Source organism: Blautia aquisgranensis, from assembly GCF_040096615.1.
Lineage (GTDB): Bacteria > Bacillota > Clostridia > Lachnospirales > Lachnospiraceae > Blautia_A > Blautia_A aquisgranensis.
Genome location: NZ_JBBMEJ010000001.1, coordinates 106,349 through 121,209, shown reverse-complemented (window position 1 = coordinate 121,209; position 14,861 = coordinate 106,349). Strand labels below are relative to the sequence as shown.

13 protein-coding genes are annotated in these 14,861 nt (G+C 38.6%); all 13 read left to right on the top strand.

The genetic code is table 11. The features are described 5' to 3' along the window. The first annotated feature begins 2 nt into the window (after window positions 1-2). The 13 genes from WMO28_RS00600 (at window position 3) to WMO28_RS00540 (ending at window position 14,860) form a co-directional block, all read left to right on the top strand. Window positions 3-1,820: a cobaltochelatase CobT-related protein gene (locus WMO28_RS00600; protein WP_349055772.1), complete on the top strand. Its 1,818-nt coding sequence runs from the start codon at window positions 3-5 to the stop codon at window positions 1,818-1,820. A 16-nt stretch (window positions 1,821-1,836) separates the two neighbouring features. After that, entirely contained in the window at window positions 1,837-2,022 is a 186-nt protein-coding gene (locus WMO28_RS00595) for a hypothetical protein (RefSeq protein WP_349055771.1), read from the top strand. A 22-nt stretch (window positions 2,023-2,044) separates the two neighbouring features. After that, complete coding sequence (locus tag WMO28_RS00590) at window positions 2,045-2,815, top strand: ATP-binding protein (protein WP_349055770.1); 771 nt, start codon at window positions 2,045-2,047, stop codon at window positions 2,813-2,815. Between the two features lie 90 nt (window positions 2,816-2,905). Then, window positions 2,906-3,655, top strand: a complete 750-nt coding sequence (locus WMO28_RS00585; RefSeq protein WP_349055769.1) for an ATP-binding protein — start codon at window positions 2,906-2,908, stop codon at window positions 3,653-3,655. Between the two features lie 204 nt (window positions 3,656-3,859). Then, on the top strand, window positions 3,860-4,564 hold the full coding sequence (locus tag WMO28_RS00580) for a LytR/AlgR family response regulator transcription factor (protein ID WP_349055768.1): 705 nt from the start codon (window positions 3,860-3,862) through the stop codon (window positions 4,562-4,564). A gap of 218 nt (window positions 4,565-4,782) precedes the next feature. Next, on the top strand, window positions 4,783-5,895 hold the full coding sequence (locus WMO28_RS00575) for an ATP-binding protein (RefSeq protein WP_349055767.1): 1,113 nt from the start codon (window positions 4,783-4,785) through the stop codon (window positions 5,893-5,895). 183 nt (window positions 5,896-6,078) lie between these two features. Beyond that, window positions 6,079-8,940, top strand: coding sequence for a glycoside hydrolase family 3 N-terminal domain-containing protein (locus tag WMO28_RS00570; protein WP_349055766.1), 2,862 nt, complete (start codon window positions 6,079-6,081; stop codon window positions 8,938-8,940). Window positions 8,941-8,966: 26 nt separating this feature from the next. Beyond that, window positions 8,967-11,405 carry a glycoside hydrolase family 3 C-terminal domain-containing protein gene (locus WMO28_RS00565; RefSeq protein WP_349055765.1) on the top strand — a complete coding sequence of 813 codons (2,439 nt, stop codon included), beginning with the start codon at window positions 8,967-8,969 and terminating at the stop codon, window positions 11,403-11,405. After that, entirely contained in the window at window positions 11,402-11,992 is a 591-nt protein-coding gene (locus tag WMO28_RS00560; RefSeq protein WP_005423172.1) for a hypothetical protein, read from the top strand. The genes WMO28_RS00565 and WMO28_RS00560 overlap by 4 nt, the downstream gene beginning before the upstream one ends. A gap of 19 nt (window positions 11,993-12,011) precedes the next feature. After that, window positions 12,012-12,659: an aminotransferase class III-fold pyridoxal phosphate-dependent enzyme gene (locus WMO28_RS00555; RefSeq protein WP_349055905.1), complete on the top strand. Its 648-nt coding sequence runs from the start codon at window positions 12,012-12,014 to the stop codon at window positions 12,657-12,659. 164 nt (window positions 12,660-12,823) lie between these two features. Further along, the gene (locus WMO28_RS00550) at window positions 12,824-13,705 is read left to right on the top strand and encodes an SIR2 family NAD-dependent protein deacylase (protein WP_349055764.1); all 882 of its coding nucleotides are present in this window, start codon (window positions 12,824-12,826) and stop codon (window positions 13,703-13,705) included. A 457-nt stretch (window positions 13,706-14,162) separates the two neighbouring features. Then, the gene (locus WMO28_RS00545; RefSeq protein ID WP_349055763.1) at window positions 14,163-14,537 is read left to right on the top strand and encodes a hypothetical protein; all 375 of its coding nucleotides are present in this window, start codon (window positions 14,163-14,165) and stop codon (window positions 14,535-14,537) included. Further along, window positions 14,534-14,860, top strand: coding sequence for a TIGR04076 family protein (locus WMO28_RS00540; RefSeq protein WP_349055762.1), 327 nt, complete (start codon window positions 14,534-14,536; stop codon window positions 14,858-14,860). Before WMO28_RS00545 ends, WMO28_RS00540 begins: the two co-directional genes overlap by 4 nt. The last annotated feature ends 1 nt before the right edge of the window (window position 14,861 follow it).

Genomic DNA, 14,861 nt, shown 5'->3' with positions numbered 1-14,861 from the left:
GTATGGAGGATGTCAGATGGCCGGCGGAACAACTGGAAGAACATCGTCTGGAGATCAGCAATCGTATCAGAAATCTTTTTTGGACAGTCAGTGGTGATTATGATATGGAATTTGAACCGGACACAGAAAAATATGTTTATTCAAAACAAACGGTTCTATATGAGGCAGTGAAGCAGGGTGCCTTTGCACGATATTTTGATCAGAAGAAACTTGGCATGTATTTGATGAAAAAACTACATTTTTCTGCTGGCGAAGATATGCTTTTGCCTCTTGCTGGATTATGCATGGATGCTGCAGTGAATCGTTTTATCATTCGAGAACGTTTGGGAACAAAGGAAATCAGAGAACAGGCGTTCAGAGAATTGGAAAAGGCCGAGGAAGAGCAGGTATCAGACAAAGCTGGAACAGACCTGATTCACAGGATTAGGCTTCTGTATATAAGGCATGTTCTGGAGAACACAGACGATGAGGGAGTGGATCCACAGGCAGAGATTGCATTGTACAAGATTCTTTCTCTGAAGGATGCGGAAAATACGGAAGATGTCATAAACGTGATAGATGAGATTTATAATCATGTTCTGGATCCTTCTTTTGAAAAAAGGAATGGAAATCTGGAGAAGATTCTGAATTTACCGGATATGGCATTGGCCAATGACGCGTGGCAGGAATGCATGACGGATGAACAGATGGAAGACATCATTCAAAAATATCTTTCTAATCTCAAAAAAAAGATGATGAGTCTGGATATCAGAAACAAAAAGAAAAAAAGATTTTATTTCTCTCCGGAAAATGAAGAAGTTCCGAAAAGCTCGGAGAATATAAATCCACAGGCAGTGCGACGGATACGGGAATATGTGGAACTGAATTACGGAAAATCGTATCTAAGTGAATCGGAGCAGGCCAGAGTCAACCGGAAATTTTGTACAGGAATCCACAAAAACTGTATCCTGTATCTTACAGATGGAATTTTACAGAACCCTGTGATAAAGAATAATCAGTACCGTTTTTCTCAGCTGCAGTTTGAAAAAAATAAAGCCTATTATGGAAATAACCACTGGATCATCAAAAGAAATATTTCTGTGTTGGCAGAATTACTGAAACGGGCACTTATAATCCGAAAGAATGATTTTGTCAGCAGATCTGATGCAGGGCAGCTTGTTCCTGAAAGGTTATGGAAAATTGGAAGAACAGACGATGACAAGTTATTTAATAGAAAAAAGAGATCAGAAGATTCTGAGTTTGTAATAGACGTCCTGATTGATTCCAGTGGTTCCCAGGCTGGCAGACAGGCTCAGGTAGCGGCGCAGGGATATATTATCAGTGAAGCATTAAGCCAGGCAGGAATTCCTCATCGGGTGACAGGATACTGTGCTTTCTGGGGATATACAGTACTTCAGAGATTTCGGGATTATGAAGATTCAAGGGAAACAAATGAAAGAATCTTTCAATTTCGGGCGTATGCCAATAACAGAGATGGGCTTGCACTGAAAACAGTCTGTTCCTCTCTCATGGAGCGACCGGAAAAAAATAAGATTTTAATCGTATTAAGTGATGGAAAACCCTGTGATATGAGCATACAACGACCAGGAACCCGCCAGCCCAAGATCTATGACGGAGAAGGAGCTGTGAAAGATACTGCATATGAGGTGCGTCGGGCCAGAAATCAGGGAATTTTCGTAATTGGTATTTTTGTAGGGAATGAAGAAGAGCTCTCCGCGGAAAAGAGAATCTATGGAAAAGACTTTGCCTATATTCGTAATATCAGCAATTTTTCCCGTATGGTAGGAACTTTTTTGCGAAGACAAATTGATATAGAATGAAAATGGAGGAATCACTATGGGTAAAATTGAATTCGCCAATTGCCAGGATGTAAGAAATCAAAAAAAGATACGGGAATTAGATTGTCCACGCTGTCATGAACCGGGAGGCATTGAAGCCTTTGTGAAAGACGGGATACTTGCAGAGGATGGAGTATGTGATAACTGCGGATATATTCTTCCAGAAGGAACAGAACTGGAGTAAGAAGCATTTAAGGAGATAACAAATGAAAATTGCTGTAACTGGAAAAGGCGGAGTAGGGAAAACTACGATATCTGCAATATTAGCACGGCTGTATGCAGAAGAAGGGAAAAAAGTATTTGCTGTAGATGTGGATCCAGATGCAAATCTTGGACTTGCACTGGGTTTTTCAGAGGAAGAACTGGAGAGTATTACGCCTATCAGTAAAATGAGAAGGTTGATCGAGGAGAGAACAGGTGCAGATAAAAGTAATACTTTTTATAAAGTCAATCCAAAAGTGGATGATATTCCTGAAATTTACGGAAAAGAAAATAATGGTGTTCGACTTCTGGTTTTGGGAACTGTGGAAACTGCGGGAGGCGGATGTGTATGCCCTGAAAATGTAATGTTGAAACGAATTATTAATAATTTGGTTTTACATAGAGATGATATAGTAATCTTGGACATGGAAGCAGGACTTGAGCATTTAGGACGGGGAACAACGGAAGGAATGGATCAATTTATCATTGTGATAGAGCCGGGGGCCAGAAGTGTTCAGACTTATAAAAATGTAAAACGTTTAGCAGAAGAATTGGGTGTAAAGGAAGTAAAGGTCATAGCAAATAAAATCAGAAATGATGAAGATGAAAAGTTTGTAAGGTCTAGAATCCCGAAGCAAGATTTTTGGGGATGTGTTCATTATAATGCAGAAGTTATAGAAGCAGACAGAGAAGGAAGATCCCCTTATGGATGCAGCAAGACAGCTACGGATGAAATTCGAAAAATTAAGGAGATATTTGATGTAATGGCAAAATAGACATTATATTAATTATTTTTCGAAAACAGTTTGAAGCATGCCATATGTAATACATATTATTTAGAAAAAAGAAAAGGAGCAAATGTAGAGATGAAAATAGCAGTTTGCGGAAAAGGTGGATGTGGAAAAAGTACAGTAACAAGTCTTTTGGCTAAGGCTTTAGCCAGACGAGGAAAAGAAATTTTGGTAATTGATTCCGATGAATCTAATTATGGTCTACATCGACAGCTAGGTATGAAGCTTCCCAGAGATTTTACAGACTATTTCGGTGGTAAGCAAAATGTTTTAAATGATATGATGTTATCAAAATTTACTCATCAGTTTTTTGAGGAAACCTGGACTATAGATGATATACCGGAAGATTATTTTAGTCTGAAGGACGGCGTAAAACTGATGAGCAGTGGAAAAATTCATCAGGCAAATGAAGGGTGTTCTTGTGCTATGGGAACTGTTATGACTCAATTTATCCAAAATCTCAGGCTTAAAGAAGACCAATTTGCACTAATGGATATGGAGGCTGGTATTGAACACTTTGGACGTGGAATTGATAACGGTGTAGATCTGATATTGATAATCATAGATCCATCTTATGAATCCCTGCAGCTTTCCAAAAAAATCGGGGAATTATCGGAAAGTATTCGAAAACCATTTTATTACGTTCTAAATAAAGTAACAAAAGAGAATCAGGAAATGATGTATGAAGCTGTATGGAATTCAAGTCGAGTCGCTGTATCTCTTAGTGCGGATCCTGGTATTATGGGAGAGGGACTGATGGGGAAAGAACTATCAGAAAAACCAGATGCTATTGAAAACTTAACAGAATTTCTACTTTCTATTTAACGAAATAAGGAGATTTACTGTGGATATATGATAAAAGAACACCAGATCATACAGCTATAATTTGTAATATTACATCCACTTGACGCAAGAAATAAGCAGTGATATACTGAAACAAAAGTTATTTATAAAATAACAATAAAAACCAGGGACTATATTGTGTGATTGAACAGTTACAAAAAATGCAATTCTTGTGGAGGGTATAGGATGATACAGATTGCAATTGTGGAAGATGAAGAAATTTACGTAAAACAATTAACAGAGTATATCCGGAAATATCAAACGGAAAGGGGAAGATCAATAAAGGTTACGGTATTTGGTGATGGAGAAGATATCACTGAGAATTACAGTGGCGGTTTTGACATTATTCTGATGGATATTCAGATGCGGTTCATGGACGGTATGACAGCAGCAGAAAAAATCCGTCAGATGGATCAGAAAGTAATTATTATGTTTATTACAAATATGATTCAATATGCAGTACGTGGATATGAAGTTGATGCAATGGATTATGTAGTAAAACCAGTTGAGTACTTTTCTTTTTCGCAGAAACTGGATAAAGCAGTTGGACGTATGCGCTCTGAGGTTAAAGAATTTCTTACGATTCCGATTGGGGAAGGAGTTGTAAAGATAGATATATCAGATATCTATTTTATTGAGGGGCAGAGACATAATGTAATTTATTATACTTCGAGAGGAGATTACTGTTCAAGAATTACGATGAAAGAACTCGAAGAAAAACTTGCGGTACATAATTTTTTTCGATGTGCAAAGGGATATCTGGTAAATATGAATCATGTAGAGGGATTTGTTGGTTCTGATTGTGTGATCCATAATGTACATATACCTGTCAGCAGAACCAGAAAAAAAGAATTCATGAATCTGCTTCTGCAAAATCTTAATATGGAATGATTTCATGCGAAATGGAGGATACTATGTTATATCAGGATATTCCAAGAATTTATACGGCAATAGCAGAGTGGGGATCGTGTTTGGTTTATCTTTACATCCTAAAAAAAGAAAACATGAAATCTGTACATTTTCTTATAGGCAGTCTTTTCATGTTGGCAATGCAGAGTATCTTTCTGACTTTGACAGGCAGCGTAACTGAAATTTTGTGGATTCCCTGTATGATGATTGCTGTAGGTATGATGTATGGATTTCTTATGGTCGGAGGAAATATGAAGCTTCTGGGAGCGGCTTATTGCTGTGCCCGTGCATTTGTTCTTGCTGAGTTTGCAGCTTCGCTGCAGTGGCAGATGGTATCTATTGTACAGGCATGGGGGAATCAGAGCCTCTGGGTTGAAATTCTGATTACGATGGTTGTTTTTGGAGGCTGCTTTACTATTGATATTTATTTAGAAAAAGATCTTCTGAAGCAGAATTATCTTGAACAGATGACAGTAAAGGAAGTAGCAGCGGCGACAATCATGGCTGTTGCAACCTTTGCTTTTAGTAATCTGAGCTTTTTAAATGAAAATGTACCATTTGCGAGCAGAGAACGTGCAGATATTTTTTCTATCAGAACACTGATCGATTTTGGAGGAATTGCAATTCTGCATGCTTATCAGAGCAGGATCAGTGAGTATGTTGCCGAGAAAGAACTTTCAGTAATGAATGTGATGCTGAAAAGCCAGTATGATCAATACCGAAATTATCAGGACAGTCTGGATCTCATACAAATGAAATACCATGATCTGAAACACCAGATAACGGGACTTCGTGCGGAATCAGATGAAGAGAAACGAAAAAAATGGATTGATTCCATGGAAAAGGAAATCGCTGCTTTTGAAAATATAAGCAGAACGGAGAATCAGGTACTTGATACGATTTTGGCAGCTAAGATTTTCCATTGCCGGAAAAATCATATACAGATTACCTGTGTGGCAGATGGAAAATTACTGGATCATATGCATGTAACAGATATATGTTCTATATTTGGAAATGCTTTGGATAATGCGATTGAACATGTAATTTTGATTCCAGATCCGGAAAAAAGACTGATCCATCTGACAGTATCCGCTCAAAAAGGATTTGTGTTTATCAAGATAGAGAATTATTGTGAAGCAGAAATTTCCCAAAATGAAGAGGATCTGATTACAACAACAAAGAAGGATAGTAAAAACCATGGTTTTGGATTGAAGAGTATTCGTAAAGCTGTAGAAAAATATGATGGTTCTGTAGTATTTGGAGTACAGCAGAACTGGTTTGAATTAAAAATTCTTTTACCCAGAGTATTGTAATGCTCTGGGTATTTTTGTTGCCAAGCATACGTCAAAAAGGTCCGGTGGATCTTTTTTAGTATTTTGTGCCATATTTGCTGCATCTTGTGCCAAAAACGGCATGAAATAATAACCATGCTATAGTAATGCCAACAGGAAATGATACCTGAAAAAGATGAGAGAGTCAAAGGAGGAAAAAAGAGAATGATCAGTGTTGAAATGGAAGATGTTCTGGCGGTATTACAATTATGCAAACCGTATATTATCGGTATTATTGCTGCACTTGTAATTGGAATCGTAATTATGATCGCATGCCGCAGGATGTCCAGGGGCAAAAGATTTCTGATAAGAGGGGAAGCTGCGATTGCGATGGTTCTTGCAGTTGCTGTCTGCGTAAATATGATCTGTTTTGGACCAATGGCTACGTTGATCGGACTGGCAACGGGAAATGGAACTTTAAGCGATGAAACAAATGAAGAAGCTGCGGAAGTAGCAGAAGAAATTATGGAAGACGGAATTGTTCTTCTGAAGAATGAAAGCCTGCTTCCTTTAAATGAAACAAAAAAACTGAATATTTTTGGCTGGGAATCTATTAATCCGGCTTACGGAGGAGCTGGCTCCGGTGGAATTAATGATCTGTATGATATTGTCAGTCTGAATCAGGGACTTGAAAATGCCGGATTTTCTATTAACCAGGAACTGGTTGATTTTTATAACAATTATGGTGCAGATAATCCGGAAATGTCTATCCAGAAACAGAGCTGGACATTACCGGAGCCACCTGTAGATACTTACAGTGATGAGCTTATTAAAGGTGCGAAAGAGTATTCTGATGTGGCAGTTGTGGTTCTTTCCAGAAAAGCAGGTGAAGGTCATAATGATATTCCTATGGATGTAAGTAAAGCGGCATATGATAATAATTCAGATAAGTATGACGATTTCTCAGAGGGAGAACATTATTTACAGCTATCTCAGACTGAAAAAGACATGGTGGATATGGTCTGCTCCAACTTTGATGATGTTATAGTAATTTATAATGGAGCAAATCAGTTTGAACTTGGTTTCGTAGATGAATATCCTCAGATTAAATCTGTTGTATGGTGCCCCGGAACGGGAAATGTAGGATTTAATGCACTTGGTAAAGTATTTTCAGGTGAAGTCAATCCTTCCGGAAAAACACCAGATACCTTTGTTTATGATATGACGACTGCTCCGTGGTGGAATAATGCAGAAAAAACGGAGTATACAAATCTGGCAGATATGGCCGTTGAAGGAATGAACGCAGGAACTGCGCAGGTGTATGCTCCGGCATTTACCAATTATGTGGAAGGTATTTATGTAGGATACAAGTACTATGAAACAGCTGCACAGGAAGGTGCGATTGATTACGATAAGACTGTACAGTATCCATTTGGATATGGTCTGAGTTACACGGAATTTGAACAGAAAATGGGTGAACTGAAGGAAAAAGACGGACAGATTTCTGTAGATGTAGAAGTAACCAATACCGGAGATGTTGCCGGGAAAGATGTAGTAGAAGTGTATTATAAACCGCCATATACAAATGGGGGAATTGAGAAATCTTCTGCAAATCTGATCGAGTTTGCAAAAACAGATCTGCTTCAGCCGGGAGAATCTCAGACTGTTACAGTTACATTCAGTATAGAAGATATGGCCTCTTATGATGAGAATAATGCAAAAGCGTATGTTCTTGAAAAAGGTGACTATGTAATCTCTATTAACAGCGATTCACACACTGTGCTGGATCAGAAAACTTATACCGCAGATGCTGATGTAGTATATAAGGGAGAAAGTAAAAGAGCATCAGATGATACTGCAGCAACAAATGTATTTGAAGATGCAAAAGGAGATATAACATATCTGTCACGTGCAGATCATTTTGCAAATTATGAAGAGGCTACAGCAGCACCGGCATCTGCAGAGCTGGGTGAGCCATATGTTTCTGAATATCATCTGAACAGTAACTTTGATAAGACTACATACCTCAATGATGAGGATGTAATGCCGACAACGGGAGCAGATAATGGACTTACATTAGCTGATATGCGTGATGCTGATTATGACGATCCTCGTTGGGAAAAACTTCTGGATCAGCTTACTGTTGATGAAATGGCAAATATGATTGCAATGGCCGGTTATCAGACAGCAGCCATGGATTCTGTGGGAAAAGTGGCTACACTTGATTTCGATGGACCAGCAGCAATTAATAACAACTTTACAGGAGTTGGTTCTATTGGATTCCCAATTGAAGTTGTGGTTGCATCCACATGGAATAAGGAACTTGCACAGGCATGGGGTGAATGCATGGGCAAGATCAGTCAGGAAATGGGTGCAGAGGGCTGGTATGCACCAGGTATGAATACTCATAGAACTGCATTTGGAGCAAGAAACTATGAATATTTTTCAGAAGATGGAGTTCTTGCAGGAAATATGGGTGCAAATGCAGTAGAAGGTGCAAGAAAATATGGAGTTTATTCTTACATTAAGCATTTCGCACTGTATGAAGGAAATGCAAAGATGGTAAGTGTCTGGTCAAATGAGCAGGCAATCCGTGAAATCTATCTGAAACCATTTGAAATCTCTGTAAAACAGGGAGGCGCAAATGCGGTTATGGTTTCCTGGAGTTTCCTTGGAGATAAATGGACTGGAGAAAGCAGTAACCTTATGAATACAGTTCTCAGAGATGAATGGGGATTCAGGGGAATGGCGCTTACAGACTTCTTCCGAAACAATGGTCATGGATTTATGAATGCAGATGCAGCTTTGGCGAATGGAGTAGATGCAATGTTGTCCACATTCAACGGAGAAGAGAACAATGTAGCCAATCCGGAGCATCCAACATCTGTACTTCAGATGAGGAATGCCTGCAAAAATGTCATGTATACAGTTGTAAGCAGCTGGGCTTATGATGGAGAACACGAAGAAACAGGTATGGAAAACTGGAAAAAAGCAGGAATTGGTATCGACATTGTAATAGCACTTTTCATGGCAGGAATGGAAGTACTGGTAATCAGAGGATATAAGAAAAGAAAGAATGCTGAATAAGGATGAAAGTGGGATGGAAAACAGTTATGAAACAGCAAAAATTGGTTGAAAAGATGACAATAGAAGAAAAGGCAGCGATACTCAGTGGAAAAACTGTCTGGCAGACCAGAGAAATTGACAGGCTTTCCATCCCGTCCATCTTTCTTTCAGATGGACCGCATGGAATCAGAAAACAGGCAGGAGCAGGAGACCATCTGGGACTGAATGCATCCTTGAATGCAACTTGTTTTCCCACAGCAGCGACGATAGCAAACAGCTGGAATCAGGATCTGGGGGAAGAGATTGGACAGGCTCTTGGAGAGGAAGCAGCAAGTATGGATGTAAATATCCTGCTTGGTCCGGGATTAAATATTAAAAGAAGCCCATTATGCGGAAGAAATTTTGAATATTTTTCAGAAGATCCATATCTTTCCGGGAAGATGGCAGCATCATATATTCGTGGAATACAGAGTAAAGGCGTTTATGCCTGCCCGAAGCATCTGGCGGTTAACAGTCAGGAACTTCGGAGAATGGCAATGGACGCAGTTGTTGACGAACGGACATTAAGAGAAATTTATCTGACCGGTTTTGAGATAGCTGTTAAAGAAGGACACGCAAAAGCAATCATGAGCAGTTACAACCAGATTAATGGGATTTATGCTAATGAGGACAAACATCTTTTGACAGACATCCTGCGCAAAGACTGGGGATTTGATGGAATTGTAGTAACAGACTGGGGCGGAAGCAATGACCATGTGAAAGGTGTTGCTGCCGGCTCAAATCTGGAGATGCCGTCCTGTGGGTACGATTCTGCAAGAGAAGTGATTGCTGCTGTCCAAAGCGGAAAGCTGAAGGAAGCGGATTTGGATGAAAGAGTTGGAGAATTGGTGGATGCAGTGATGGAACTGATATCAGGGAAGAAGCTTTCAGATAAAAACTTTGACAGAAATGCACATCATCAACTGGCAAGGAAAGCAGCAGCAGAAAGCATGATTCTTCTGAAAAATGAAAAACAGATTCTTCCGCTGGATACCAAAAAATCCATCGCTGTTATTGGGGATTTTGCTTTTTCACCCAGATATCAGGGGGCAGGATCTTCTATGGTCAATCCAACAAAAGTAGAAGATATATCATCGATTTTGCAGCAATATGATCTGAATATTCTGGGAATGACAAGAGGCTATCATAGAAATGGAGATGTAGATGAGAATGATAGAAAGTTTGCATTAAATTTGGCTATGAATGCGGATATTGTGATTTTCTGCTTTGGTCTTGATGAGATCAGTGAATCAGAAGGACTGGACAGGACCCATATGCGTATTCCGCAGGATCAGATCGATCTTCTGCAGGATATCAGTAAAGTGAATGAAAATATTATTGGAATACTGAGTGCAGGATCTGCGATAGAAATGCCATGGCACACCTGCTGCAAAGCGATTTTGCATGGCTATCTGAATGGACAGGCAGGCGCTTCTGCAACATTGGATATTCTGACCGGAAAAGTGAATCCATCAGGAAGACTGGCAGAAACATATCCCATATCTTATGAACAGACACCGGCATTCCGATATTATCCAAGTAATGAGAAAACATCGGAATATCGCGAGAGTGTTTATGTAGGATATCGCTACTATGATACTTCAAAAGTCCGGGTGCAATATCCATTTGGCTTTGGGCTTTCCTATACGGAATTTACATATTCTGATCTTATTATAGAAGAGGATGGAATCAAAGTTTCGGTTACCAATACAGGTGACAGAGACGGTGCTGAGGTTGTTCAGATGTATGTAGGACTTCCTAATGCAATCGTGTTCCGACCGGAAAAAGAACTGAAAGGTTTTGCAAAAGTTTATCTAAAGGCAGGAGAAAGCAGACAGCTCAGGATTCCGTTTGATGATAAGACATTTCGTTATTGGAATATAAAAACGGGACAGTGGGAAATAGAAACAGGAACTTATCAGATTATGGTAGGAGCCAGTGTTGCTGATATTCGTTTAACAGGTATGACTGAGAGAAAAGGAAATAGTAAAGGATATCCTTATAATCCGGCAAAAATGCCTTACTATTATACAGGAATCGTGCAGAAAATATCAGATGAGGAATTTCGTGAACTTCTTGGCCATGAGATACCGAACGGAAGATGGAGTGGAAATCTGGGAATCAATGATGCAATCTGTCAGATGTATTATGCAAAAAGCCGACTTGCAAGACTGATATATAGATGTCTCACAAAAATGAAAAAGAAGAGTGAGGCACAGGGAAAACCGGATCTGAATATTCTTTTTATTTATAATATGCCGTTTCGGGGGATTGCCAAGATGACCGGCGGGGCAGTCAGTATGGAAATGGTATATGGAATTGTCGATGCTGTAAATGGCCACTTTATGCTTGGAGTAAAAAAAGTAGTTGGCGGATATTTCAGAAACAGAAGAAATAATAAGAAATATGAAAAATTATTAAAAGGAGCCGGAGGAAAGTGCAGATGAATCATATAAAAAATATATGGAAATGTTTTGAAGAGAAACATTCTGCTATTGCAAAATGGCTTTATCAGATATTCTATTTTGTTATATTCAGTATGGGCGTGACAGTATTCCAGTATCTTGTATTTACATTTTTACCAGGGATTTTGGGAATTGGACTGGCTGGTACAGAGTTTATGTGGCCAAAGGTTTCCATGAATCTGTTTGGAGTAAAATTTACATGGAGTTTGCTGGGGTATAATGTATTGCGTGATGCAACGGGAAATATACTGATCGGTGGTGGACTTGGCTATTTTATCAGTTATGAATTGGGGTCATTTCTTGCACAGTGTATCAATTTTCCACTTCAGAGAAATATTACTTTTAAAAGCCATGGAAATCCTGTATATCAGGCAATCTGGTATTTTGTTGCATGGGTGGTAATTTCACTGATTTGTAATGGATTTAATAATCTGTGGATGCCAGTTGCATCTGCATATGTGGCCCCGGCAGTCTATAACATGCTTGTGACAATTATCACAGGTGGAGTTTCCATGGTGATTTTTTTCTTTGTGTTTAAAATTATTTTCCCAGAGGGAAAGGCTGAATAGAAGAAAATAGCAAGTATGCCTGAAAAATGTTTTAACAAAAGAATTTGTAGAAAGAATCAGAGCGATCACAAAGGAATTAGGTATTGTCTTGGTTTTTGATGAAACATGTACCTTAAGAGCTGGATATCATGGTATGCAAGGAATCTATGGTGTAAGACCAGATTTAACAGTTATGGGCAAAATTATTGGTGGTGGTGTTCCAATTGGTGCAGTTGGTGGCAGCAAGGAAGTTATGGAAGCGCTTGAAAATAAAGTAGCTTTATCAGGAACACATCATGGTCATCTAATGGCAGCCATGGCAGGTATTGCCACATTAAAGCAATTAGATGAAGCTGCATTTGAAAAGTTAAATGGACAGGCAAGCAGAATTAAAAATGAAATTAATTCATGGGCAATTGAAAATGAAATACCATTTGGTTATTATGGAGAGCATTCTATTCTTGGATATGCATTTACAGATAAGGTAGATAGAAAAATCAACACAATCAGAGATTACTGGGGTAATACTAACGGTAATGCAATGCAGATTTACGCATTAGAGATGGCTGTCAGAGGATATTATCCAGTTGTGAGAGGACAGATTGCACTTACACTACCTATGACAGATGAGAATATTACTGGATTTATTGAAACATCTAAGGAATTAATCACAGAGATTTATAAGTAATTTGTTATTATTTGGAGCCAGCTATTACAGTGATAGCTGGCTCTGATTGTGATGTAATTAATAATATAACAATTGCTTGACGTACAGATGAAGTGATGATATACTACTGCAAAGAAGTTATTTATAAAATAACAACAAGAGAACAAGTGAGGAGAACTTCCATTATGAAAAATGAACAGTATAAAGAGGCAGTAAATGCTCTGGTTCGACACATTCAAGATGCGGATGCTATTGTTGTTGGGGCTGCTTCCGGGATGTCTGCAGCGGCGGGATTTCGTCATTATTATGAGCATGATAAGGATTTTATAGATAATCTTGGCGAGTTTGAAAAAAAGTATGGATATCGTAATTCATTTGATGGATTTTATTATCGGTATCGAACCAGTGAAGAACGTTGGGCATTTATCGCAAGAAATCTTTGTATGATCCTGGATGCGGAAACGGGTCAGCCTTATTATGATTTGCATGATATTTTAAAGGATAAGAATTATTATATTTTAACGACCAACCAGGATACACAGTTTACCCGTGTATTTCCAGAAGAGAAAATTAGTGCAATTCAGGGTGACTGGAGATACTTTCAGTGCAGCCGCAGATGTCATGATGAGCTTTACAGCTCGGTGGACACACTGCAAAAGTTAAATAAAAGTATTGATGAAAATCTGCGGGTTCCAAAGAACATGATTCCACGTTGTCCAAAATGTGGTGCAGAAATGGAACCATGGGTTCGGTCATGGACATTTCTGGAAGGAAAAAAATATCGCGAAGAATACAATAAATTAAATACATTTTTAAAGGCAAACAAAAATAAAAAGATTCTGTTTTTGGAACTTGGTGTAGGCCGTATGACTCCTATGTTTATTCAGGAACCATTCTGGAAGATGACATATGCGTGGCCGGATGCTTATTATATTACGATTAATCCCAGGGATGCGCTTGTACCGGAAGAATTGAAGCAGAAAGGTTTTGCCATTTACGAAGATATTGCAAAAGTATTAGCTGATGCCAGAAAGAATTTTAATGAGGGGCGGAATGAATCAAGATAAAATAAAAAATGTAGCAGAACTGATCCGGCAGGCAGATGCAGTTCTTGTAGGGGCTGGATCTGGAATGTCCAGTGCAGCGGGATATAATCATTATCATTGCAATGAAATGTTCAAAAAGTATTTTAAAGATTTTGAACAGACTTATGGAATCAGAAATCTATTTCAGGGATTTTATTATGTTTACTCAAAGCCAGAGCAGCAATGGGGATTTTATTCCAGATATATTGCATTCATGGAAGAGTCACCTGCCGGACAGCCATATTGTGATCTCTATGAATGTCTGAAAGGAAAAGAATATTTTATCTTGACTACAAACTGTGATATTCAGATTCCGAAAGTTTTTCCTGAGAACAGAATATGTCAGTTCCAGGGAGACTTTCGATATTTCCAGTGCAGTCAGCCTTGTCATGATCAAATATATGAAAACCATGCTATGATTCAGGATATGCTGGATTCAATGAATGATAACCAGGAAATACCATCAGAAAAGATTCCACGTTGTCCGAAATGTGGATGGAAGATGGTTCCGTGGGTACAGGATAATACTTTTTTGCAGGGAGAATACTGGAAAACAGCATATCAACAATATAAAAATTTTGTTGATACCTACAAAAATAAAAAATTGTTATTGCTGGAATTAGGTGTTGGAGATATGACACCGAGTGTGATCAAATTACCTTTTTGGGATATGGCATATAATTTTTCGGATACTTTTCTGGTAACAGTAAATCTGGATGCAGGTAGTTCACCTGAGCATTTAAATGGAAAATGTTTAACTATAAATGAAGATTTATTGTATTTTTTGCAAAAATTACGGGGACAGATTCAATGAAGCGAGATGTAAGAATAACGATTTTAAAATCAGAAATGGATCAAAAGCTTGCAGAGCAATATGCAGTTTCAGGGTTTGAAGCTTGTCCATTTCATAAAACAGGACAGGTTTTTGTCAGTGACGGTGAACATAAACCGGAAGGATTATGTGAGTATGCCTGGAAACCAATTAAAGAGATGGTAAAAATGCTATCAGAAGGAGAACTTCTCCAGCCGAGAGGTACATGGATGGTAGATGATGACAAAGGTGTTTTTTCCTGTGTAGATGGATTAAGACCGGTTATTATGCTGATTGAGGCGATTCATGCAGATGAGGATGAATGAA